The organism is Bacillus sp. RZ2MS9 (assembly GCF_001816185.2).
GTDB lineage: Bacteria > Bacillota > Bacilli > Bacillales > Bacillaceae_G > Bacillus_A > Bacillus_A cereus.
Genome location: NZ_CP049978.1, coordinates 4,374,323 through 4,398,534 on the forward strand (window position 1 = coordinate 4,374,323; position 24,212 = coordinate 4,398,534).

Genomic DNA, 24,212 nt, shown 5'->3' on the forward strand with positions numbered 1-24,212 from the left:
TTGTACATATGTATGAGCTAAGAAAGAAAGATATTCGTGTGAAGAAAAAAGAAAGCACCTCGCATATGTGCGAAGTGCTCTTAACGGATTCCAAAGAAGTTTTTCACCTTTGCAAATACCGATACCTTTTCTTGTTCAAATGCTTGTAATGGTACATTCTCACCTAACAAGCGTCTTGCAATATTACGATAAGCCAACGCTGCTTTTCCGCTTGGTTGCAACGCCACAGGTTCACCTGTATTTGTAGCTCGAATAACTTCATCGTCATCTTCGACAACACCAAGAAGCTCGATTGACAATGTACGTACAATTTCATCAACATCTAACATATCCTGTTCATGAAGCATATGACTACGTACACGGTTAATAACAAGTTTCGGTGGTTCAATATCCTCTTTTTCTAAAAGCCCAATAATACGATCCGCATCGCGCATTGAGGATACTTCTGGAGTCGTAACAACGATTGCTTTATCCGCACCAGCTACCGCATTTTTAAATCCCTGCTCAATCCCCGCAGGACAATCGATTAATATGTAATCATAATCTTGACGTAATACTTGTATTAATTCATCCATTTGTTCAGGTGTTACCGCTGATTTATCACTCGTTTGTGCTGCAGGTAATAAATAAAGATCATCAAAACGTTTGTCTTTAATAAGAGCCTGAGGTAAACGGCAACGCCCTTCAACGACATCAACAAGATCAAATACAATACGATTTTCCAGCCCCATTACTACGTCTAAATTTCGAAGACCGATATCTGTGTCAATTAAGCACACTTTCTTTCCAGATAACGCTAGGGCCGTACCAATGTTCGCAGATGTAGTAGTTTTACCTACTCCGCCTTTTCCAGATGTAATTACTATTGCCTCTCCCACAGCTATACAATTCCCCTTTCTAACTTTGTTAAATTAGGTCTAAGATGAGTGAGAAGTTGCAGGCGATCGACAACAATGTGATTGTTCTCATTAATATACGCACATTCTGCCGCCTCCGCTCCGTCTTCTTTCTCTTCCGGAGCCCGCATTGCCACATCACTAATTCGAAGTTGCATCGGGTTCATAACAGATGCAGCGATTACAGCATCCGAATCCCCATAATACCCAGCATGTGCAATTCCTCTTAATGATCCTACGACAAAAATATTCCCCCCAGCGATAACCGTTCCGCCTGGATTAACATCTCCAATTAACAACAAATTTCCTTTTACATGTAAAACTTGTCCAGAGCGAACAATTTTGGAAATAGGGACAATTTCTGTTTCTTCTTTCCAAGCTATTGCTTCTGCTTTAGTGATAACATCACTTTCAATTGAATCCACAACAAGATTCTTTTTATTACGAATTAACGTACGAATCTCTTCTTGTTGGACTTCTGTTAAATAACGATTTCCTACTTTCACATGCACTTCAATTAAAGAGCGCCCATCACCATCGTAGTAATGTGTAGAAAGTTTTTCGTCTAATTCCACCAATAATTCTGAGAATGAACAACAATCATCTAAATGAAGCGTTATCCCATCTTTTGTCCCTTTTATCGTTACATTTTGTTGCTTTTTTTCTTCCACTAAAGTTCACCCCACCGATTCAATTCGACATAAAATTAGAAAATCCTTTTTTCTTTTTCTTCCATCGCTTTTGAAAGACGCACTATATATCGTCTCAGTGGGAAACAAACTATCAATAAGAAAATAGCATTTAACAATAAAGTAGAAAGGAGACGATCTGTGAAAAAGACATACGCTGGCATATGAGTACGTCCTAATAAAGTTAAGAATCCATACACATAATACTCTAGTGCTACAACGCTAGCTAATATGATAGAAACAACAATAAATAAATTCAATTGTAGTACTTTCATCACACTATATACTAAATAAGCTAAAATCGGATAAACAAAAATATATATCCCGACAAGTTCTGTGTATACGGTATCAAATAAGAAGCCAAATAATAGTCCGTAATAAATCCCTTGGACCGGACTATAATACACTGTAATAAAACATAAGACGATTATAAAGAAATGCGGTGCTGCTATGCTGTCTTTCCAAAACACATCCGTTGGAACAACAGTAGCAAACATATTTTCAAATAGAAACACAAAAAGGAGCAAAAGAGGAAGAGCTGCTCTTTTTAATATCTTCATCATCTCTTCTTCTCCTCCTATTCTAATGGCGCTGAAGGTGTTGCACGTTTAGCAACCGTAATATGCTCTACGTCATTTAAATCAGCGGCAGGTTTTACATAAGCTGTTTTTGTTAAGCCATATGCATCCGGCTGAACTTCAACGATTTTTCCAATTACAAGACCTTTCGGGAAAATATCACCCAGTCCAGATGTTACAACTAGTTGATCTTTCTCTACCGGTGCATCAGAGCCAATCTTTGTGAAAAGAAGTAATTGCTTTTCTTTGTCATAACCTTCAATCAATCCAAAGATTTTCTCTTGCCCTTGTACAATAGCAGAAACGCGATTTGTTCGGCTCATAGAACTTAGTAATTCTACTGATGATGTAAACTGAGATACACTTTTCACTCTTCCAACTAACCCTTGTGAAGTTACTACAGCCATATCTTTTTTAATTCCTTGCTGTGCCCCTTTATCAATTCCAATTAAATCGTACCATTTATCTGGATTACGAGAAACAACAGTAGCTGGAATTTCAGTATACCCGCTATTTAACTCTTTTTTACCAGTTAGCTCTTGTAGCTTCTTGTTATCATCTTCTAATTGTTTTACTTTCCCTGATAGACCTGCATAATTATCTAATTTTGCTTTTAATTCTTTATTCTCTTCATACGTGCGCTTTACATCCTCTACATTTTCGAAGAATCCAGCTACGTATTTCGCTGGCTTTTGGAATACACGTTCTACAACACCGACAGTATCTTTAACAAACTGCTCTGGCCATGTTAAACTGTTCCGTTCTTTCAATGAGATTCCAATCAATGCCACGAGAAGAATAATACTAACCAACAAAACAATTAATCTTTTGTTTAAGAAAAACTGTGGCACGTTCACACCCTCTTAATTTCACTGATTTTTATTTTGCAATATTATCGAGCAGCAGTTTTGAAAAGATCGATATTGTCTAATGCTTTACCTGTTCCAATTGCTACGCAATCTAATGGATCTTCTGCAACAAGAACTGGCATTTTCGTTTCTTCACTAATTACTTTATCTAAATTACGTAGTAATGCCCCGCCACCTGTTAATACGATACCGCGGTCCATAATATCAGCCGCTAATTCAGGTGGAGTTTTTTCTAACGTATTTTTAACTGATTCTACAATCGCATCTACTGTATCTTTTAATGCATCTGCAATTTCTTCTGGCTGAATTAGTACTGTTTTTGGTAAACCACTTACTAAATCACGACCGCGAATTTCCATAGGCTCGATACCTTCGGGCTCGCCTGCAGAACCAATTTCTAATTTTAATGCTTCAGCTGTTCTTTCACCGATCATTAAGTTATAGCTTTTCTTAATGTACTGAATGATTGAATCGTCCATATCATCACCAGCAACACGGACTGACTGGCTTGTTACAATACCACCTAGAGAAATAATTGCAACTTCTGTTGTACCACCACCGATATCAACAACCATACTACCAGTTGGTTCCCAAACAGGTAAGTTTGCACCAATTGCTGCTGCAAATGGCTCTTCGATAGGATAAGCATCACGAGCACCCGCTTGACGAGTCGCATCGATTACTGCACGTCTTTCTACAGCTGTAATACCAGATGGTACACATACCATTACATACGGCTTACGTGAGAAGAAACCGTTTGATTTTTGAGCTTGTTGAATGTAATATTTCATCATTGTTGCAGTTGTTTCGTAATCAGCAATTACACCGTCTTTCATCGGGCGAAGTGCCACAACGTTCCCTGGTGTACGACCAATCATTTGTTTTGCGTCGCTACCTACAGCAACGATTTGTTTCGTATCAGTTTGTAACGCCACTACTGAAGGTTCACGTAAAACTACACCTTTTCCTTTTACATATACAAGCGTGTTCGCAGTTCCTAAGTCTATTCCAAGATCGCGAGTAAATCCACCAAATCCAAACATATTATTTATCTTCCTTTCTTGTTTTCACGGACTCATTTTTTCTTAATTTATATTATAAAAACAGTACGTTTTTTATATCTTTATCCTTTTTGTAGATAAATTTCTACAAAAAACTCATAAATCACATTATAAAACAAAATAAGTAAAAAGCATAGTCTTAAATATGACCTTTTTCCTTTAAACTCACGAATTTATGGTCACCTATTATAATATGATCAAGCACTTCAATTCCGATAATCTGGCCGCATTCTACTAAGCGTTTTGTTACTTCAATATCTTCACGGCTCGGCGTGGGATCTCCTGAGGGATGGTTATGAAGACATATGATAGAGGCTGCTGCACGACGGAAGGCTTCTTTAAAAACCTCCCTCGGGTGTACAATTGACGTGTTTAAACTTCCAATAAAGATCGTTTGCCTATGTATAACTTGATTTTTTGTATTTAAATATAAACAAACAAAATGCTCTTGTTGTAAAAAACGCATTTCTTCCATCATGTATTTCGCACAATCTTCTGGACTTCGAATACTATATCTATTTTGATATTCTAAACGTACCATTCTTCTGCCTAGTTCAAAGGCTGCCATAAGTTGCGATGCCTTTGAAATCCCAATACCATGTATACTAATTAGCTCCTCTAATGTTGCATCTTTCAACATACGTAAGCCATCAAATTGGTGTAAAATTTTATCTGACAACTTTAAAACTGTTTCTTCTTTAGAACCTGTTCTGAGTAACACTGCGAGAAGCTCTCGATTTGATAAACTTCCAGCACCTTCTAACAATAAACGCTCCCGTGGCTGTTCTTCTCTTACAACATCACGAATACCGTTCATCTCTCCACCCCTTTATTTGTTCTCTCAAAGAAAACCCCATGCAATTTTACGCATGGGTTACATCAATATCAAATTGTTTTAATTCCCGAACGAGACGTGCAATTGGTAAGCCAACTACACTATAGTAGTCCCCTTGAATATTTTGAACGAAAATAGATCCTTTACCTTGAATCCCATAACTACCGGCTTTATCAAGAGGTTCTTTCGACGCGACGTATGTATCAATTTCCTCTTCTGTTAACTCCCAAAATGTAACTTCTGTACGCTCATAAAAAGTAACCGTTTTTTCTTTTGCTATAATCGCAACACCTGTATACACTTCATGTGTTTTCCCTGATAGTAATTGTAACATCGCTTTCGCCTCATCCTCATTAGAAGGCTTACCAAGAATACGCGACTCATATGTAACAATTGTATCTGCACCTAACACAATGTGATCACTATTATTTTCTGCCACCGCTGATGCTTTTTGCAAGGCAAGCGACATTACAATATCAGAAGGCGATGAATATGCACCAATTGTTTCCTCTACTTCACTTACAACGATTTCAAATGGCACACTAGCTAACTCAAGTAATTCCTTCCTCCGAGGTGATCCTGAAGCTAAAATTATTTTTCTCATATTTTCTCCTTCCTTTCTCACATGAAGCAGAACAATTTATATTAATCGTATCAAAGGAATAGTTTGCCCACAAATGAAAGAAATATTAATTTCTCTAACTAAAATAAAACTTCTTTATTGCATACGATTATATTCCCGTCATAGAGAAAGCACTTTGCTCTAAATTCAAAAGAAAAGAAAGAAGTACATGTACTTCTTTCTTACTCATTTTATTATCCTATCATTTCACTTTCTACGAAACAATTTTTTCATACGAGAGTAAACCATCAATAATAACTTGATTTAATTTCGCCAAAGATTCTTTATCCATCTTCCCATCTTTTACTGTTTGTACAGCTACCGACGTATACATATACAGTTTCTTTGCTTCTTCTCGTTTCATACTTTCCCCTTCTTTTTCAACCTTTTTCCATTCTTTTTCAATTGCTTCTATATCTTTTGGGCTGCTTTTTCCACCAACTTGTACGCTAGAAGCATATTTTGCTAAATGAGTGTATAATGGCTGCACTTTTGTTAAAAATGTCCCTACTTCTTTATCATCTTTCAGCAATGCTTTATCTGTTATATCCCAGCTCTTTTTTAAAACGGAGACACCATCATTTTTATACTTAGTCATTAATTGATTTATAGACTGTTCATCACTAGCAATACCAACAACTATTGCATACTTATCACCGCTCGGTCTCAAAGCACCAATGCCCCCATTGCCTTTCCATTCTTCAAGAGCTGCCTGTCCCTTTTCTTCAGAAGAATAAAGCCCCCCTTGAACAAAAAATAATTTCATCGGATCCAATGACGTTCCTGCCTGTGCTTTTTGTTTTTCTTCTTTCGGTGCTGGTGTTTGTTCTGCCGTTCCACCCACCTTTGATTCTCCATTTCCAGTCGGCCTTGAAGCTGTCACTTCACTTCCTCCTGTCGTTCCTTGTCCAGTAAGTAAATGAAGCATCCCCATTCCAAACGCCGTACCGATAATGATTGCAGTTGCAACGATTATAATTAATGTATTACTCCACTTCTTTCGGTATTTTTCCACAGACATTGATTTCGCTTTTTGAAACGGAACAACATTTTTCGGTCGTTCACTTTCTACTACCATCCATTCAAATTCATCTTTCTTTTTTTCCTCATACTTCGCTTCTGTTCCATTCACTTTCACTGAGATCGTTCGTGATTGCTTGTCCATACACTCACACCTCACCTCTTATCGTTGTCCGCATCATATCATATTCATTTCATAAAAAAACGAGATATTTGTCAGAGGAATTCGCCAAATAACCCTATATATTTATCTTATATGTATGCATTTGACTTCATTTGTAGAACAAAAAAACTAGATAGCAAAGACTATCTAGTTTTTCTCGCGAATATATTTTCGTACTTCAGAAATGAAATAAAGAGAACCCGTTATGATAAAAACATCATTTTCTGCTATCTTTTCAACTTTTGTATCAATTGCCTCTTTCCAATTTTCAAAAACTAATTTTGATTCTTTCTGTGAATATGATGCAAGCTTGTCAGCAGAAATAGCACGATCAAAGGCGAATGTTGTAAAAATAATTTCATCTGCAATGGTTTCTAATTGGCCTACCATGTTATGTAATTGTTTATCACCAAGGGCAGTAAATAACACTATTACATTTTTATCTTTGTAATGCGCTTCTACTGTTTTCACAAGGCTTTCGATACCTTCTGGATTATGAGCACCATCTATAATAATATCCGGGTTACTTTGCAGCTTTTCAAAGCGCCCAATCCAATATGCTTCCAGTAATCCCGTTCTTATTTCCTCTTCTTCAATTAAAAATGATAAATATGTTTTTACATACATTACTGCCATAAGTGCTAACGCTGCATTTCCTACTTGATGAATGCCTTTCATTGAGATTTGCAAATCTTCAAATGCGGAAAAAGGACAAGTAAAATCAAACTGTTCCCCATCTTCATTAGACTGTTTATGTAACGCTGTAAAATGCTTGCTAAGTTCGTATAAGTTTGCATGGTTTTCCTTTGCAACATTTTGAATGACTTGCAAAGCTTCTTCATCTTGTACACCAGTAATTACCGGCACGCCAGACTTAATAATCCCCGCCTTTTCATATGCAATTTCCCCTAATGTATTTCCTAAAATATGCATATGATCGTGACCGATATTCGTAATAATCGTGAGGACAGGGTGTATAACATTGGTAGAGTCAAAACGTCCACCAAGCCCTGTTTCAAATAAAACAACATCACAGAAATTGACTTTACCGAAATAGCAAATCGCCATAACAGTAATAATTTCAAACTCTGTCGCTTCCCCTAAATCCGTTTCATCTAGTTTTTCAACGACTGGTTTTACCATCTTTACAAGTTCAGTAATCTCTTCGTCTGCAATTGGTGTTCCATTCACACTAATGCGTTCATTAAATGATTCGATGTAAGGAGAGGTAAACGTTCCTACCTTATATTTCGCGCCTTCTAACATGTAACGCATATATGTTAACGTTGAACCTTTTCCATTTGTACCAGCAAGATGAACACATTTTATATGACGCTCTGGATTTCCAAGTTCTGCTAGCATCCATTTCATTCTTTCTAATCCTGGCTTAATTCCAAATTTCAATCGGCTATGAATCCACCCTATCGCTTCTTCGTATGTATGTATCACGTATGTTTTTCCCCTTTCAAAAGACAACTTTCATAGTTCTATTATACGCAAAGAAAAGAGACTCACCAATATAGTGAGTCTCTAAAAACATTTTTACTTTTCAAGATCTGCTAGACGTTGACGAACTGCTTCGCGTTTTTCTAGGTAATCTTGCTCTTTCGCACGCTCTCCTTCAATAACCGCTGCAGGAGCTTTCGCTACGAAACCTTGGTTAGAAAGTTTCTTCTGTACACGTTCTACTTCTTTATCGAATTTCTCAAGTTCTTTCTCAAGACGAGCTCTCTCTTCATCAAGATTGATAAGATCAGCTAACGGTAAGAATAACTCTGCACCTGATACGATTGCAGTCATTGCTTTTTCTGGCGCTTGTAAGTCCGTTTGAATTGTTAATTCGCTTGGGTTACAGAAACGCTCAATGTAAGAGCTGTTTTTCGTAAGTTGAGCAAGTACAGCCTCATCTTTTGCTTTAATTTGCATTTGAACTTTTTTGCTCATTGGCGTATTTACTTCTGCACGGATGTTACGAACAGAGCGAATGATATCAACTAGAAGGTGCATTTCTGCCGCAGCTTCCGTATCTTGTAAATCTTCGCGAACTGTTGGCCACGCAGCTACTGTAATAGACTCGCCTTCATGCGGTAAATGTTGCCAAATTTTCTCTGTTACGAATGGCATGAATGGGTGTAATAGACGCATTGTTTGATCTAATACGTAAGCTAAAATAGAACGAGTTGTTTTCTTAGCTGCTTCATCTTCACCGTATAGTGGAAGTTTCGCCATTTCAATATACCAATCACAGAAATCGTCCCAAATGAAGTTGTATAATGAACGACCAGCTTCACCGAACTCATATTTATCCATGTTACGTGTTACGCTTTCGATTGTTTCGTTTAAGCGAGTTAAGATCCACTTATCTGCTACTGATTTTTCACCAGTTAAATCGATTTCTTCATACTTCATATCATCCATGTTCATTAATACGAAACGTGATGCGTTCCAAATTTTATTAATGAAGTTCCAAGTAGATTCTACTTTTTCCATGCTAAAACGTAAATCTTGACCTGGTGCACTTCCTGTTGATAAGAAGAAACGCATTGCATCTGCACCGTACTTCTCGATAACATCCATTGGGTCAATACCGTTACCAAGAGATTTACTCATCTTACGACCTTGCTCGTCACGAACTAAACCGTGAATTAATACATCTTTAAATGGACGCTCTCCTGTAAACTCTAAACCTTGGAAAATCATACGAGATACCCAGAAGAAGATGATATCATAACCCGTTACTAGTGCATCTGTTGAATAGTAACGTTTGAAATCTGCTGAATCTTCATTTGGCCAACCAAGTGTTGAGAATGGCCATAACGCTGAACTGAACCATGTATCAAGTACGTCGTTATCTCGATTCCAGTTTTCAATATCTGCTGGTGCTTCTGTACCTACGTATACTTCACCAGTTTCTTTATGGTACCAAGCTGGAATACGGTGTCCCCACCATAATTGACGAGAAATACACCAGTCATGAATATTTTCCATCCAACGTAAATATGTGTTTTCAAAACGCTCTGGTACGAACGTTACTTTTTCTTCTTCTTTTTGTTGAAGCGCTACTGCTTTTTCAGCAAGTGGAGCCATTTTTACGAACCACTGTGTTGATAAATAAGGCTCAACAACTGCACCGCTACGCTCACTATGACCTACTGAATGCATATGTGGCTCGATTTCTACTAATACGCCAGCTTCTTGTAAGTCTTTTACTAATTCTTTACGGCATTCGAAACGATCCATACCGTTATACTTACCAGCTTTTTCGTTCATTGTTCCATCTTCGTTCATTACTAATATGCGTGGTAAGTCATGACGGTTACCTACTTCAAAGTCATTCGGGTCATGAGCTGGTGTAATTTTTACAACGCCCGTTCCGAAATCTTTTTCTACGTACTCATCAGCAATAATCGGAATCTCACGGCCTACGATTGGAAGTGTAACTGTTTTTCCGATTAAATGTTTGTAACGATCGTCTTCTGGATGAACTGCTACTGCTGTATCACCAAGCATCGTTTCTGGACGAGTTGTCGCAAGACGAATGTGACCAGAACCATCTGTTAACGGATAGTTCATATGATAGAATGCACCTTGAACTTCTTTATGAATTACTTCAATATCAGAAAGAGCTGTACGTGTTGCTGGATCCCAGTTGATGATATATTCACCACGGTAAATTAAGCCTTTTTCGTATAATTGAACGAATACTTTATTAACCGCATCTGATAAACCTTTGTCTAATGTGAAGCGTTCACGAGAATAGTCTAGTCCTAAACCAACTTTCCCCCATTGTTGACGAATGTGAGAAGCGTACTCTTCTTTCCACTCCCAAGCTTTTTCAAGGAATTTTTCACGGCCAAGATCGTAACGTGAAATACCTTCTTCACGAAGTTTTCCTTCTACTTTCGCTTGTGTTGCGATACCAGCATGGTCCATTCCTGGAAGCCATAGTACATCGTATCCTTGCATACGCTTCGTACGAGTTAAAATATCTTGAAGAGTTGTATCCCAAGCATGACCTAGGTGTAACTTACCAGTTACGTTCGGAGGTGGAATTACAATTGTATACGGTTGTTTCTTCTCGTCTCCTGTTGCTTCAAAATATTTGCCTTCAAGCCACCATTGATAAAGGCCTTCTTCAACGGACATATGATCATATTTAGTTGGTAAATTCTTTTCCGTGTTTGACATTATTTTCCCTCCTTAAAATAAAAAATGTCCCTCATCCAAAAAGGACGAGGGACATCGCGGTACCACCTTTATTTACAAACAAATTCATAATTTGCTTATACTCTTAATTTGATAACGGACAAATCCGTCTTTTCCTAATAAGAACTATTCCGTTCAGAAAAGATGCTCCAGGGCTACCTTCTAACATAACTATCTAGAGAATCTCTCAGCTAATGATTCTCCTCTCTGAAGACGTTTCATGTTATACTCTTCCCCTTCAAGGCATTTATATGATTGTTAATTATTATATACAATAGTGTAAAAAACGAAACCTTATTCGTCAAGATAAATTTAAAACTACAGCTTTTCGTGCAAAAAAAAGAAGATAAGTAGAATCCTCTACTTATCTTCTTTCCCCCGCTATTTGCGGGCAGTAAGACCTCCACCTCAAAACTCAGCTGAAGCAAAGAAGTTAGATGGGAGCCCTGCTGCCCGTAAACGCCCAATTGGTGAAGGCTAATCATCAGCGGAGAATGCCTTTACTTTATCCGTTCCCTTGCTGGGCAGCTTGTAATTGCGACAGGAAATATTCTATATTGCTAACGAGCCAATGCGATTGTTGCAAACTCTTTACTCCGCGCAGTTCATTTTCCTCGTTGCGATTATCTCTTCTTTTCTTATAAGACTGGATTTGCCGAATAAATTGCGATGGATACGTCATATACGCAAACATAAGTAGTTGCTCTTCTTTCGTAAAAGGGAAATTTTTTTGATACATTTGAAACCATTCAAACCGATCACTTCTTGCGATTGGATATGTGTTTAAAGACCGTGAATAAAAACCTACTATATCTTGCACAGGCGTTGCAAACTTCGATTTTTCTAAACTAATAAAATAGCCATTCCGCTCATAGTCAAATAAAAAATGATTAAGTGACACATTACCATGCACAAAAGTAATACGCGTTTTCTCTTTTTCTTTCATCGCATCGTTCCACTCATTTAATTGCTTCGTTGCAAATTCACGCGCTCTCATTACATGATGATAGTACGTACAATATTGCAATTCAAACGGGGACATATACCATTTTGATTCAGATTCTACGAGAAACTCTTCTAACATCTCACCATCATTTTCCCAACGATCGGATATACTTGTATAATGTTTTTCTAAATCTTCTTCCGTATACGTTTCTTCCTTCACAGTTTTTTGATGCAACGTTCCAAGTGTCTGAAACATTTTATGGTATTGATCATTGTCCTCACCGTTTCCTTCTGCACGTTCTAACCAAGGCATTAAATAATAATTATACGTCCCGTCACTTAAAATATAACTTCCATCCGTCGCATGATATATAGGTACATAATTTGAAAAACCTTTCTCCTTCAAATATTGAATATGATGCAGAAAGTTATTCCGCTCTAACTTTCTGCCTTCTATTTTCTTGAGTGCATATGGACCTTGATTCGTATAAATTTTCATTACATTTCCGTGCTCTTCCATATGCTGCGTATCCAATCTATATTGCCTCACAATAGGTTCATAGTGATTTCGCAACTCAATATCCATACGAATAACCCTTTCTATTCAAAACATAGCCTCTAAGAAAGGAAGTGAGTGAAAACACTCACTTCCTTATTTCGTCTTTACCCTTGAAACGGGAATATAAATAATTTGCCCCGTATTTAAAAATATATCTTCTGTTTGATTGACACGGTGTAAATTTTGTACAGACGTTTCATAACGGTCTGCAATAGATTCAATTGTATCCCCTTCTTGCACGAAATACATTCTTAACTTTGTAAATTCTTCTTCCGGTTCTTTCGTAAATAGTTTTGTTAAATAAAGCGCATTTTCATCTCGCTGTGAGTACTCTTCTTCTTGTTCTTCCTGCTTTTTCGCTTTTTCTTTCTTGAAATCTTTTCGTCCGAACAGTTCAAATTGTGGCGTTGTTTCTTGCTCCTCTTCACGTTCCACAAATTCATGTTCTTCTATTTTCTCTTCTTCTAATTCCTGCTCTTTTCTTTCCTCTAATTGGAACGGTTCAAATGCGTAATCTTCCCACTCATCTGATTCCTTATATGCTGGTTCTTCTACATGCGGCGCCGGTCTATTTTCATCCTCTTGCGCTGAATCTTCTTCTAACTCAGCATACACCGTTTCTTCCTCTTCAACTTCATCCTCGCTTCTCTCTTCATCACACAAACCGGTAATAGATATATCCGCTAATAATTGTAAGCAACCATTTTCCTTTAATTCATAATCAAATTCCTCGATTGATACATATAGCTCTTCAATTACTTTCACTCGATTTCTCGGAATTGATATTTCAAGTGGAAAGGAATGTACAAGTTCATTAACCCCATCTTCTCTTGTTTCTACATAATCAATTGACTTTGCTGGCGATAGTTCTCTTAATGAATACGCCGAATCATCTTTTCGTGCAACATACTCTCCCGTTAAATCTAATTGTCCTCTCACGATTACTTCATGATCAAGCTCTTCTATCTCAACGTCTGGATCTAACGAAATTGACAAAAGTTCTTCGACTTCCTGTCCTTTTTGGAACCACACAGATTCTTTTAATGAAAATCGTAATGAATGATCTGCAGCCACTTCTTTTCCCCCTCCCAAACTATATGTCATTACAGATTTATGTGCGGAAAGCTTACTTTATGAATAAAAAAAATCGCTCCCCTTACGGAGAGCGATTTTCTCTAATACATTACGCTTTTAATTTTGACATTGCAATTTCAGCTGCTGCAATCGTCGCTTCAATATCTGCATCACTATGTGCTGTCGATAAGAATAAACCTTCGAATTGAGATGGTGGTAAGAATACACCTTGTTCTACCATTTCACGATAGTAAGCCGCAAAGAATTCTAAGTTTGAAGATTTTGCTGCATCGTAATTAATAACGGGTTCATCTGTAAAGAAAATACCAATCATAGAGCCTGCACGGTTAATATGGTGCGGAATGCCATGTTTTTCAGCTGCTTTACGTAATCCAGCTTCTAACATTTCAGCTTTACGCTCAAATTCTACATATGATTCTGGCGTTAACTGTACTAACGTTTCATAACCTGCCGCCATTGCAAGTGGGTTACCTGATAAAGTACCAGCTTGGTAAATCGGTCCGCTTGGCGCAACTTGGCGCATAATTTCCGCTTTACCACCGTATGCTCCTACTGGTAAACCACCACCGATTACTTTACCTAAGCATGTTAAATCAGGCGTTACGCCATAATAACCTTGGCCACAATTATAAGCTACTCGGAACCCTGTCATTACTTCATCAAAAATAAGCAATGCACCGTTTTGTTCTGTTACTTCACGAAGACCTTCTAAAAATCCGGGCTGCGGAGGAACAACCCCCATATTTCCTGCTACTGGTTCTACAATTACACAAGCAATATCATCACCGAATTGTTCAAACGCGTATTTTACACTTTCTAAATCGTTATAAGCTACTGTAATCGTATTTTTCGCTACACCTTCTGGTACACCAGGACTATCTGGTAAACCTAAAGTCGCCACACCAGAACCAGCTTTAATTAATAACGAATCACCATGACCGTGGTAACAACCGATAAATTTCAAGATTTTATTACGACCTGTATAACCACGAGCTAAACGTAGTGCACTCATTGTTGCTTCCGTTCCAGAGTTAACCATACGCACAATCTCAATTGATGGCACGCGCTCAATAACAAGTTTTGCTAATTTATTTTCAATTTCTGTTGGTGCACCGAAGCTTGTACCTCTTTCAGCAACAGATTTTAACGCTTCTACAACACGATCATTTGCATGACCATGAATTAAAGGACCCCATGATAATACGTAGTCGATGTATTCATTCCCATCGATATCATATACTTTAGAGCCTTTTCCACGCTCCATAAACAACGGATTCATCCCAACAGACTTAAAGGCACGAACCGGGCTATTTACGCCACCAGGCATTAAGTCTTGCGCCTCTTCAAACGCTGCAATTGACTTATCAAACTTTTTCATTATTTAGCGCCTCCTTCTTGTAACCATCTTGCTGCATCTTTTGCATGATACGTAATAATTAAATCTGCTCCTGCACGTTTCATACTAATTAATTTTTCAAGAACAACTTCTTTTTCATTAATCCAACCATTTTGCGCTGCCGCTTTAATCATCGAATATTCACCACTTACATTATAAGCGACAACTGGTAAATTAAAGTTATTTTTCACATCACGAACGATATCTAAGTAAGAAAGCGCTGGTTTTACGATTAAGAAGTCTGCACCTTCCATTACATCTGATTCTGCTTCACGGAATGCTTCCATACGGTTTGCTGGATCCATTTGATATGTTTTACGGTCACCAAATTGCGGTGCACCGTGCGCAGCATCACGGAATGGTCCATAAAATGCTGATGAATATTTCACAGCGTACGACATAACTGGCACGTGTCCAAAACCATTTTCGTCTAATGCATGGCGAATTGCTGTTACGAAGCCGTCCATCATGTTTGATGGCGCAATAATGTCCGCTCCTGCTTTCGCTTGACTTACAGCTGTTTTCGCAAGAACTGCAAGAGACTCGTCATTTAAAATAATACCATCTTCAATTACACCGCAATGACCATGGCTTGTAAATTGACATAAACATGTGTCTGCAACTACTACTAGCTCAGGGAAATCACCTTTAATTTGCTGAATAGCACGTTGTACAATTCCATGATCACAATATGCTGATGATCCAACTTCATCCTTTTCAGCAGGTAAACCAAATACAATAACAGAACGAATACCTAAATCAACAACTTCTTGCATTTCAGCTTGCAATAAATCTAAAGACATTTGATATACGCCTGGCATAGAAGGAACTTCATTACGAACATTTTCACCTTCTAATACAAAAATAGGGTAAATAAAATCTTCCGTATGTAAAAACGTTTCACGCACAAGCGCACGCATGCCCCCGCTTTGTCTTAAACGACGATGACGATTAAATTGTAAAGAGTTCATAGATTTCTATCCCCATTCTTTCATTTTATAGATTCACAAACACATTGTAGTAATGCTTCTACAGTGTACTCTTTCGGCACAATAACAGACGGAAAATAAAGACTTGCCTCTTTTTCCGTAATAGGTCCTATACAAGCAATTGTACATTTTTTTGTCCATTCTCTCCAGTTTGTACCCTCAAGTAAACGAACAAAACTAGTAACAGTTGAAGGGCTCGTAAATGTAATAATGTCTACTTTCCCTAACTTCAATGCCGCTATAAGCTCTTGCTTTTTTTCTATATTCACTTTCGTACCGTATACGGTTAGCTCATCTAGAGAAATACCAATTTCCCGAAGTGCAACCGGAATTACCTCTCTTGCTAAATTCCCTTTCGGAAATAAAATACGTTCATTTCCACTTAATTCTTTTAGAAACTCTTCTGCAAATGCTTCTGCAACAAATGAAGTCGGAACAAAATGAACTTGATAGCCCCTTTTTTCTAACTCTAATTTTGTTTTCACACCTACCGCAGCGATTTTAATGGTTAGTGGTAGTTTCTTTTTTAAACTATCTAGAAAAAAACCTACACCATTTCTGCTCGTAAAAATAACCCAGTCGTATGAATGTAGCTGCTCTTCAATATGTTGAATTTGCCTATGAGACATACCTTCCATACGCAAAAGCGGAATTTCCAATGGAATTCCGCTCTTTTCTTTCACTGCTACACTCATTTGTTTCGCTTGATGCTGGGCACGTGTAATCAATACCGTTTTTCCAGCGAGAGCGTTCATATTTATTGTTGCTCCTTATTTGCAGCAAGAATGAGTTCTTTGGCGCCTTGCTTAATTAAACGGTCCGCGGCCTCTAATCCTACTTCCTCAGGATTAGTACCCACTACTGTCTCTTTTAATAAAACAGAGCCATCCATAGAGCCGACAAGAGCTGTTAATTCGATTGCATCGTTTTCTGTAAGGGTTGCATATCCAGCAATTGGAACTTGGCATCCACCTTCAAGTTTATGAAGAAATACTCGCTCCGCTGCCACTGTTCTTTCTGTTATCGTATCATTAATATGCGCTAACAATTGCAATAAATCCTTATCATCCTCACGACACTCAATCGCTAATGCACCTTGTCCTACAGCAGGTACACATAACGCTTCATCTAAATGTTCTGTAATAACTTCATCATCCCAGCCCATTCTTTGTAATCCAGCTGTCGCTAAAATAATCGCATCGTAATCTTCTTCTTTTAATTTACGTAAACGTGTATCGATATTCCCGCGAATCCACTTAACTTGTAAATCTGGTCTCGCAGCGAGTAGCTGTGCACTACGTCTTAAACTACTCGTACCTAAAATAGCACCTTCCGCTAACTCTTTAAACGATGCTCCATTTTTTGAGATAAAAGCATCACGAGGGTCAACACGCTTTGGTGTACAGCCAATCATTAAACCTTCTGGAAGTACGGCTGGCATATCTTTCATACTATGTACAGCCATATCGATTTCTTTCGTAAGTAGCGCATGTTCAATCTCTTTTACAAACAAGCCTTTGCCGCCTACTTTTGAAAGAGTAACATCTAAAATAACATCACCTTTTGTGACAATTTCTTTCACTTCAAATTCATATGGTAGACCTAGGGCTTTTAACTGATCAATAAACCAGTTTGTTTGCGTTAATGCTAGTTTACTCTTTCGTGATCCTACAATAATTTTGCGCATAATTCTCTCTCCTCATTATAAATACCAAAAGTGGAAATTGGATAAACTGCTTAATAGAAAAATGTTTACTAGCATTACGAGAAACGATCCGATATTCCACTGTACAATTTTCTTACCTTGCAACACATCTGCCGCTCGTAAATATAAACCTGTGCAATACACAAATAGAACGACAAAAGATCCGATTACTTTCGTATCATACCAATGGAAATTATCCAATTTTGTATATCCCCATATACATCCTAATAAAATTGCTAGTAAGAAAAATGGAACAGAAAATAAATTTAATCCGTAAGACATAGATTCTAGCTTCGGTAAATTCCCTAACCTTCTTAATCTCGCATTCCATTTTTTCTTTTTTAATAGGCGATATTGTAATAAGTACATAATAGAAAAAATGAACGATACAGTAAACGTTGCGTAAGAAATAATTGCCATACCGACATGCACGTATACAAGTTCTGAAACTAATTGTTCCGCAAGTACTGGCGACATCTTTCCGAGCGGTGTAAAAATAGAAAAAGCGCTTACGCCAAATGCAACAACATTTGTAAAAAAGACTAAAAAGTCGATTCTCATAAATCGATTAATGACTAACGACATCGTAATCAATAACCAAACATAAAAATAAATCCCTGATAATAAAGTTAAAATAGGATTCGTTTCTGAATCTGTAGCCCTAAGCAACATAAAAATAGACTGCAGGACCCATACAATCGCAAGTAACCAAAAAGCAAATCGGTTCGCCTTTCGGTTACTTTGGAAATAATCTATAAAATATAAACTAATGCTACAAGCATATAAAATAATTGCAATATGATAAATAATACTGTTATTTAAAAAACTCATCCGATCATCCTTCCAAATTATAAAGATGGAACGGATGGTGTCCACACTTTTTTATGTTCTACTTCTTCCGCACAACTCTCTACGTCTTCCGTTTCTAAATCGAAAATCTTCGCAAATAACGCTAATTTTTCGCTCGCTCCCTCTTCAGCAGCTATTTCTTTCGCTACTAAAATTGGGTCTTTTAATAATTGATTAATAATACTTTTCGTATGCTTACTAATGACTTTTTTCTCACGATCACTAAGGTTTGGTATTTTTCGCTCTAGGCTTACCATCGTTTCACTTTGGATTGCAAGTGCCTTATCACGAAGAGCTGATATTAATGGAACAACACCAAGTGTACTTAACCACGTTTTAAATAGAACAATTTCCTCTTCAATCATAAATTGAATTTTCTCTGCTTCTTTCAAACGCTCAGCACGGTTTGCCTCCACTACTCCTTGTAAATCATCAATATCATACAAGAAAGAACCTTCTAGCTCATCAATCGCTGGATCAATATCACGTGGCACTGCAATGTCAACCATAAACAAAGGGCGACCAGAGCGCATTTTCTCTACCTTCGTCATCATCTCTTTCGTAATGACATACTCCGATGCACCAGTTGAACTAATTAAAATATCTGCTTCTAATAATGCACATTGTAATTCGCTTAACGATTTTGCATGTCCCATATATTTCTCAGCCATTACTTCTGCTTTCGAAAGCGTCCTATTCATAACTGTTACTTTACGAGCACCACTTCCATATAAGTTTTGCAGTGCAAGTTCGCCCATTTTACCAGCACCAAGAATAAGCACATGACAATCTGTTAACTCGCCAAATATTTTCTTTCCAAGCTCAACAGCAGCATAACTAACAGACATCGCACTTTCCCCGATTGTTGTTTCTGAGTGGGCACGTTTTGCTAATGTAATGACTTGCTTAAACAATTCATTAAAAATTGTGCCTGTTGCTTTAACTTGTTGCGCTTCTAAAAAGCTATCTTTTATTTGACCTAAAATCTGCGTTTCTCCGACTACCATAGAATCTAAACCGCACGTTACGCGGAATAAATGATCTATTGCACCATCTTGTTCAAAAATAGTTAAATATGGCGCGACTTCTTCTATTTCAAGCTGAAACCAATCAGCTAAAAACTTCTTAATATAATACCGTCCCGTGTGTAATTGATCGACAACAGCATAAATCTCAGTGCGATTACAAGTTGATACAATGACATTCTCTAACACGCTCTTTTGATTTTGTAATGTAGTCATCGCTCGCTCTAGTTCTGCTGCCTGAAATGTGAGTTTCTCACGAAATTCTACAGGGGCTGTTCGATAATTTACACTAACAACAAGAATATGCACGCAGCATGTCCCCCTTCACCCGTTTTATCACTTTATCTACTATCATAATACAACTTTCCTCTTATGAATCTGACAATCGTGTGAACAACCGATTATTTTTTAATTATTCTCCGTATGTAATAAAGGAGATTCAGTAACACTAATAAAAAAACTTCTACTTTATAATGATTATAAATTAATAACTCTATTTGTACGTTACCAAAAAAAGCCCTCATAATCAAGTGATGGAAACTATTCCATATAAATTATAACATCATCTTCCCTATCTTCTTTCATCATGAAGGAAAATATGTATGATTGTTCCAAAATGCAACAAAGACTTTCTCAATACAATGTATTTGACATTGTATTTCTTTTTCGTTATATTGGTTTTACAAAATTAAATTGTGCACAATTTAATTAGAAGGGAGTTATTTATGACAGAGGACTCTTTGCATCTAGATAACCAACTTTGTTTTTCTATTTACGCCTGCTCTAGAGAGGTTACTCGTTTTTATCGACCTTATTTAGAAGAAATGGGTATTACGTATCCCCAGTACATTACTTTACTCGTACTATGGGAGCAAGATGGACTAACAGTAAAAGAAATTGGAGAACGTCTATTTTTAGATTCTGGTACGTTAACACCTATGTTAAAACGCATGGAATCATTAAAACTTGTAAAACGTGTTCGTTCCAAAGAAGACGAGCGAAAAGTTTGTATTGAATTAACAGAACAAGGCAAAGATTTAAAGGAAAAGGCTTGTTCATTACCGACAACGATGGCTACAAACTTAGGAATTACAGAGCAAGAATATCGCTCTTTATTAATTCAACTAAATAAACTAATTGACACAATGAAAACAATTAATGATGGAAAAGGGGAATAAATATGGATAAATTATATACTGCTTCAGTAACAGCAACAGGTGGAAGAAATGGGAAAGTAGTTTCAGATGATGGCATATTAAATCTTGATGTAAAAATGCCGAAAGCACTAGGTGGTGCAGGCGGAGAAGCAACAAATCCAGAACAACTATTTGCAGCTGGTTATGCAGCTTGTTTCGATAGTGCATTACAACTTGTCATTCGTACAAAACGTGTGAAAGTAGAAAGTACAGAAGTAACTGCTCACGTTTCTATCGGAAAAGATACAGATGGTGGTTTCGGTCTATCTGCTGTACTTGATGTACATGTGGCTGGCGTTTCACATAGCGAAGCACAAGAACTTGTAGAAGCGGCTCACGGTGTATGTCCTTACTCGAAAGCAACACGAGGAAATATTGAAGTTACATTAAACGTACGCTAAAAAATTTAGCAAAACAAAAACGCGCGACATTCGTCACGCGTTTTTTGTTTTTGTAAATTTATGAATTGCTTTCCACGCTTCTTCTTTTCCAAGTCCTGTTTCAGAAGAGAATAGAACAATTTCATCGCCAATTTCAACAGCAAGCGTTTCTTTTACAACTTTTAAATGCTTTTGCCATTTCCCTTTCGGAATTTTATCGGCTTTCGTCGCAATAATAATTGTTGGGATTTCATAATGCTTTAAGAAATCATACATCATCACGTCATCACTTGTTGGTTGGTGACGTAAATCAACTACTAATACAGCTGCGTCTAATTGCTCACGAGTTGTAAAGTACGTTTCAATCATTTTCCCCCATGCAGCGCGCTCCGATTTAGATACTTTTGCATATCCATAACCTGGAACGTCAACAAAGTGCATCATCTCATTGATTAAGAAAAAGTTCAGCGTTTGCGTTTTTCCTGGTTTAGAAGAAATACGCACTAACTTTTTACGATTTAAAATTTTATTAATAAAGGAAGACTTCCCCACATTTGAACGACCTGCTAATGCAATTTCTGGTAAATCACTGTCTGGATATTGTTCTGGTTTAACAGCACTAATTACAATATCTGCTTTTGTTACTTTCATTGTTTCACTCCTACTAATGCGTGCTCCAATACTTCATCTAAATGAGATGCAAGCACAAACGTAAGGTTTTCTTTTACGCTCTCTGGAATATCATCTAAATCTTTCTCGTTTTCTGCTGGCAAAATAATTTTTGTTAAGCCTGCGCGGTGAGCACTTAATGTTTTTTCTTTTAAACCACCAATTGGTAATACACGACCACGAAGTGTAATTTCACCTGTCATACCCACTTCTTTACTTACAGGAATACCTGTTAGCGCAGAAATAAGTGCCGTTGCCATCGTAATACCTGCTGACGGTCCGTCTTTTGGAACTGCTCCTTCTGGAACGTGAATATGAATATCATTTTTCTCATGGAAATTCGGATCGATCTGAAGCTCTTCTGCACGAGAACGTATATAACTAAACGCAGCTTGTGCTGATTCTTTCATAACATCCCCAAGTTTCCCTGTTAAAATTAGTTTCCCTTTTCCTGGCGCTACAGAAACTTCAATGGCAAGTGTATCGCCGCCTGCTGCTGTGTAAGCTAGACCTGTTGCCATACCAACTTGGTCTGTTTTTTCAGCTTGCCCATAACGGAATATGTGTTTACCAAGTAAATCAACAATCTTTTTCTCTGTCACAACGATACGTTTACGTTCTGCTGTAACGATAATCTTCGCTACTTTACGGCAAACTTTTGCAATTTGGCGCTCTAGCGTACGAACACCAGCCTCACGTGTATAATAACGAATAATCTCAAGCAGCGCTTCATCACGCACTTGTAAATTACCTTTTCGTAAGCCATGTTCTTTTAATTGTTTCGGCAATAAATGCTCACGAGCAATGTGTACTTTTTCAAGTTCTGTATAGCCAGCAATCGAAATGATTTCCATGCGGTCAAGTAATGGACCTGGAATACTTGAAAGTGTATTAGCAGTTGCTACAAACATAACTTTTGATAGATCATATGGTTCTTCAATGTAATGATCACTGAAGTTATGGTTTTGTTCTGGATCTAATACTTCAAGTAATGCCGCTGATGGATCTCCACGGAAATCGTTAGACATTTTATCAATCTCATCTAATAAGAAGACTGGATTAACTGTTTTCGCCTTTTTCATACCTTGAATAATGCGTCCTGGCATTGCTCCAACATATGTACGACGGTGACCACGAATTTCAGATTCATCACGCACACCACCAAGAGATACACGGACGAAGTTACGATTCAATGATGTTGCAATTGAACGCGCTAACGAAGTTTTGCCGACCCCAGGAGGGCCTACTAAACAAAGGATAGGTCCTTTTAATGAATTCGTTAACTTCTGTACAGCTAAATATTCAAGTACACGCTCTTTCACTTTTTCAAGACCGTAATGATCGTTATTTAAAATCTCTTCCGAATGAGCAAGATCAATTATATCTTCTGTTGCCTCTGTCCACGGAAGCGCTAATAACCAATCAATATAATTGCGAATAACACCACTCTCCGCAGAACTTGCTGGTAACTTTTCATAACGATCTAATTCTTTCAGGGCAGCCTTCATTGTTTCTTCCGGCATTCCTGACTGTTCAATTTTCTCACGAAGTTCTTCTACTTCTCCGCCCTTGCCTTCTTTGTCGCCAAGTTCAGTTTGAATCGCCTTCATTTGCTCACGTAAGAAATATTCTTTTTGCGTGCGCTCCATGGAACGTTTCACTTTTTGCCCAATTTTCTTTTCTAGGCTAAGTAACTCTTGTTCATCTTGAATAATTGAAATAAGTGTTTGTAATCGTTCTTTTACAGATACAATCTCTAAAATCTCTTGTTTCTGCTTCGTTTTAATCGGCAAGTGAGAAGCAATTAAATCAGCTAATCTCCCTGGTTCTTCCACATCAGCTACCGTTGCAAAAGTTTCATTTGAAACTTTTTTCGAAACTTTAATATATTGTTCGAAATGCTCCAGTAACGTACGCATAAAAGCTTTCTCTTCTAAATCATCTTCTACTTCTTCAGTTACCGTTTTAATAGACACTTGTACTACATTTTCTTCTTCGATAAACTCTATTACTTCTGCTCTATGTAAACCTTCCACAAGGACACGAAGCGTACCGTTCGGCAATTTTAACATTTGCTTCACTTTCGCCACTGTACCTACACTATATATGTCATCTTCTTTCGGATCATCGATATTCATTTCTTTTTGCATTGCTAAAAAGATGATATTTTCATCCATTGCCGCCTGCTCTAGTGCTTGTATCGATTTATCACGTCCTACATCAAGATGCAAAACCATCGTTGGATATACGAGAACGCCTCTTAATGGTAGGAGGGGCACGATTCTTTCGTTCGTATTCATACTAGACATAGCACCTCCATAATAAATTAAACTCCTGTTCAACTATTTTATATTACAATACACCTAGATGCAATTGCTGAGATTCCGCGCAATTGTAAATAGCTTGTTTTTCTACCTCACGAAAAGAAAAAGACTCCGATTAAGCATACAAACTTAAACGAAGTC

General features: G+C 37.5%; 22 protein-coding genes and 1 other annotated feature. Of the genes, 2 read left to right on the plus strand and 20 right to left on the minus strand.

What is annotated here, in order from left to right:
* Positions 1-80: 80 nt before the first annotated feature.
* The 18 genes from minD to hemA form a co-directional block, all read right to left on the minus strand.
* The gene (minD, locus tag BHV55_RS22290) at positions 81-878 is read right to left on the minus strand and encodes a septum site-determining protein MinD (RefSeq protein WP_000503309.1); all 798 of its coding nucleotides are present in this window, start codon (positions 876-878) and stop codon (positions 81-83) included.
* A gap of 2 nt (positions 879-880) precedes the next feature.
* Positions 881-1,567 (minus strand): septum site-determining protein MinC, encoded by a 687-nt coding sequence (gene minC, locus BHV55_RS22295; protein WP_000391525.1) that lies wholly within the window; start codon positions 1,565-1,567, stop codon positions 881-883.
* A gap of 35 nt (positions 1,568-1,602) precedes the next feature.
* The gene (gene mreD / locus BHV55_RS22300; RefSeq protein ID WP_048567788.1) at positions 1,603-2,148 is read right to left on the minus strand and encodes a rod shape-determining protein MreD; all 546 of its coding nucleotides are present in this window, start codon (positions 2,146-2,148) and stop codon (positions 1,603-1,605) included.
* A gap of 14 nt (positions 2,149-2,162) precedes the next feature.
* Positions 2,163-3,014: a rod shape-determining protein MreC gene (mreC, locus tag BHV55_RS22305; RefSeq protein ID WP_001135488.1), complete on the minus strand. Its 852-nt coding sequence runs from the start codon at positions 3,012-3,014 to the stop codon at positions 2,163-2,165.
* Between the two features lie 41 nt (positions 3,015-3,055).
* Positions 3,056-4,075 (minus strand): cell shape-determining protein MreB, encoded by a 1,020-nt coding sequence (mreB, locus tag BHV55_RS22310; protein WP_000466736.1) that lies wholly within the window; start codon positions 4,073-4,075, stop codon positions 3,056-3,058.
* A gap of 157 nt (positions 4,076-4,232) precedes the next feature.
* On the minus strand, positions 4,233-4,910 hold the full coding sequence (gene radC / locus BHV55_RS22315) for a DNA repair protein RadC (protein WP_001013391.1): 678 nt from the start codon (positions 4,908-4,910) through the stop codon (positions 4,233-4,235).
* A 46-nt stretch (positions 4,911-4,956) separates the two neighbouring features.
* The gene (locus BHV55_RS22320) at positions 4,957-5,532 is read right to left on the minus strand and encodes a Maf family protein (protein WP_048567789.1); all 576 of its coding nucleotides are present in this window, start codon (positions 5,530-5,532) and stop codon (positions 4,957-4,959) included.
* 232 nt (positions 5,533-5,764) lie between these two features.
* Positions 5,765-6,715 (minus strand): stage II sporulation protein B, encoded by a 951-nt coding sequence (locus BHV55_RS22325; protein ID WP_070756968.1) that lies wholly within the window; start codon positions 6,713-6,715, stop codon positions 5,765-5,767.
* Positions 6,716-6,880: 165 nt separating this feature from the next.
* Positions 6,881-8,182 (minus strand): bifunctional folylpolyglutamate synthase/dihydrofolate synthase, encoded by a 1,302-nt coding sequence (locus tag BHV55_RS22330; RefSeq protein ID WP_048567790.1) that lies wholly within the window; start codon positions 8,180-8,182, stop codon positions 6,881-6,883.
* 93 nt (positions 8,183-8,275) lie between these two features.
* The gene (locus BHV55_RS22335; RefSeq protein WP_070756969.1) at positions 8,276-10,921 is read right to left on the minus strand and encodes a valine--tRNA ligase; all 2,646 of its coding nucleotides are present in this window, start codon (positions 10,919-10,921) and stop codon (positions 8,276-8,278) included.
* A gap of 37 nt (positions 10,922-10,958) precedes the next feature.
* Positions 10,959-11,190: a binding site (T-box leader), on the minus strand.
* Positions 11,191-11,444: 254 nt separating this feature from the next.
* Positions 11,445-12,470: a spore coat protein YsxE gene (ysxE, locus tag BHV55_RS22340; protein ID WP_000350658.1), complete on the minus strand. Its 1,026-nt coding sequence runs from the start codon at positions 12,468-12,470 to the stop codon at positions 11,445-11,447.
* Between the two features lie 66 nt (positions 12,471-12,536).
* A complete protein-coding gene (spoVID, locus tag BHV55_RS22345) occupies positions 12,537-13,547 on the minus strand; it encodes a stage VI sporulation protein D (protein ID WP_003285397.1) in 1,011 nt (336 codons plus the stop codon).
* A gap of 79 nt (positions 13,548-13,626) precedes the next feature.
* Positions 13,627-14,916: a glutamate-1-semialdehyde 2,1-aminomutase gene (gene hemL, locus BHV55_RS22350; RefSeq protein ID WP_000712943.1), complete on the minus strand. Its 1,290-nt coding sequence runs from the start codon at positions 14,914-14,916 to the stop codon at positions 13,627-13,629.
* On the minus strand, positions 14,916-15,905 hold the full coding sequence (gene hemB, locus BHV55_RS22355; RefSeq protein WP_001087065.1) for a porphobilinogen synthase: 990 nt from the start codon (positions 15,903-15,905) through the stop codon (positions 14,916-14,918). Before hemB ends, hemL begins: the two co-directional genes overlap by 1 nt.
* A gap of 20 nt (positions 15,906-15,925) precedes the next feature.
* Positions 15,926-16,678 carry a uroporphyrinogen-III synthase gene (hemD, locus tag BHV55_RS22360; RefSeq protein ID WP_000992354.1) on the minus strand — a complete coding sequence of 251 codons (753 nt, stop codon included), beginning with the start codon at positions 16,676-16,678 and terminating at the stop codon, positions 15,926-15,928.
* Positions 16,679-16,680: 2 nt separating this feature from the next.
* Positions 16,681-17,610 (minus strand): hydroxymethylbilane synthase, encoded by a 930-nt coding sequence (gene hemC / locus BHV55_RS22365; protein ID WP_001226396.1) that lies wholly within the window; start codon positions 17,608-17,610, stop codon positions 16,681-16,683.
* A 15-nt stretch (positions 17,611-17,625) separates the two neighbouring features.
* Positions 17,626-18,459 (minus strand): cytochrome c biogenesis protein, encoded by an 834-nt coding sequence (locus tag BHV55_RS22370; protein WP_000008991.1) that lies wholly within the window; start codon positions 18,457-18,459, stop codon positions 17,626-17,628.
* A gap of 17 nt (positions 18,460-18,476) precedes the next feature.
* Positions 18,477-19,811 (minus strand): glutamyl-tRNA reductase, encoded by a 1,335-nt coding sequence (gene hemA / locus BHV55_RS22375; protein ID WP_000547867.1) that lies wholly within the window; start codon positions 19,809-19,811, stop codon positions 18,477-18,479.
* Between the two features lie 416 nt (positions 19,812-20,227).
* Here hemA and BHV55_RS22380 point away from each other — a divergent pair, with 416 nt between their 5' ends.
* Both BHV55_RS22380 and BHV55_RS22385 read left to right on the plus strand, forming a co-directional pair.
* On the plus strand, positions 20,228-20,680 hold the full coding sequence (locus BHV55_RS22380) for a MarR family winged helix-turn-helix transcriptional regulator (protein WP_000133916.1): 453 nt from the start codon (positions 20,228-20,230) through the stop codon (positions 20,678-20,680).
* A gap of 2 nt (positions 20,681-20,682) precedes the next feature.
* A complete protein-coding gene (locus BHV55_RS22385; RefSeq protein WP_000359781.1) occupies positions 20,683-21,099 on the plus strand; it encodes an organic hydroperoxide resistance protein in 417 nt (138 codons plus the stop codon).
* 33 nt (positions 21,100-21,132) lie between these two features.
* On the opposite strand, the gene ysxC is transcribed toward BHV55_RS22385, so the two are convergent.
* Together ysxC and lon are read right to left on the minus strand one after the other, a co-directional pair.
* Positions 21,133-21,729, minus strand: a complete 597-nt coding sequence (ysxC, locus tag BHV55_RS22390; RefSeq protein WP_000869116.1) for a ribosome biogenesis GTP-binding protein YsxC — start codon at positions 21,727-21,729, stop codon at positions 21,133-21,135.
* Entirely contained in the window at positions 21,726-24,056 is a 2,331-nt protein-coding gene (gene lon / locus BHV55_RS22395) for an endopeptidase La (protein WP_000097285.1), read from the minus strand. Before lon ends, ysxC begins: the two co-directional genes overlap by 4 nt.
* Positions 24,057-24,212: the final 156 nt, after the last annotated feature.

Coding starts and splice junctions, on each gene's coding strand:
- hemL (WP_000712943.1), bottom strand. CDS start 14,916: ATGAAAAAGTTTGATAAGTCAATTGCAGCGTTTGAAGAGGCGCAAGAC.
- radC (WP_001013391.1), bottom strand. CDS start 4,910: ATGAACGGTATTCGTGATGTTGTAAGAGAAGAACAGCCACGGGAGCGT.
- BHV55_RS22370 (WP_000008991.1), bottom strand. CDS start 18,459: ATGAGTTTTTTAAATAACAGTATTATTTATCATATTGCAATTATTTTA.
- hemC (WP_001226396.1), bottom strand. CDS start 17,610: ATGCGCAAAATTATTGTAGGATCACGAAAGAGTAAACTAGCATTAACG.
- spoVID (WP_003285397.1), bottom strand. CDS start 13,547: ATGACATATAGTTTGGGAGGGGGAAAAGAAGTGGCTGCAGATCATTCA.
- ysxC (WP_000869116.1), bottom strand. CDS start 21,729: ATGAAAGTAACAAAAGCAGATATTGTAATTAGTGCTGTTAAACCAGAA.
- mreB (WP_000466736.1), bottom strand. CDS start 4,075: ATGTTTGGATTTGGTGGATTTACTCGCGATCTTGGAATAGACTTAGGA.
- ysxE (WP_000350658.1), bottom strand. CDS start 12,470: ATGGATATTGAGTTGCGAAATCACTATGAACCTATTGTGAGGCAATAT.
- BHV55_RS22335 (WP_070756969.1), bottom strand. CDS start 10,921: ATGTCAAACACGGAAAAGAATTTACCAACTAAATATGATCATATGTCC.
- hemB (WP_001087065.1), bottom strand. CDS start 15,905: ATGAACTCTTTACAATTTAATCGTCATCGTCGTTTAAGACAAAGCGGG.
- BHV55_RS22380 (WP_000133916.1), top strand. CDS start 20,228: ATGACAGAGGACTCTTTGCATCTAGATAACCAACTTTGTTTTTCTATT.
- BHV55_RS22320 (WP_048567789.1), bottom strand. CDS start 5,532: ATGAGAAAAATAATTTTAGCTTCAGGATCACCTCGGAGGAAGGAATTA.
- mreD (WP_048567788.1), bottom strand. CDS start 2,148: ATGATGAAGATATTAAAAAGAGCAGCTCTTCCTCTTTTGCTCCTTTTT.
- lon (WP_000097285.1), bottom strand. CDS start 24,056: ATGTCTAGTATGAATACGAACGAAAGAATCGTGCCCCTCCTACCATTA.
- hemD (WP_000992354.1), bottom strand. CDS start 16,678: ATGAACGCTCTCGCTGGAAAAACGGTATTGATTACACGTGCCCAGCAT.
- BHV55_RS22385 (WP_000359781.1), top strand. CDS start 20,683: ATGGATAAATTATATACTGCTTCAGTAACAGCAACAGGTGGAAGAAAT.
- BHV55_RS22325 (WP_070756968.1), bottom strand. CDS start 6,715: ATGGACAAGCAATCACGAACGATCTCAGTGAAAGTGAATGGAACAGAA.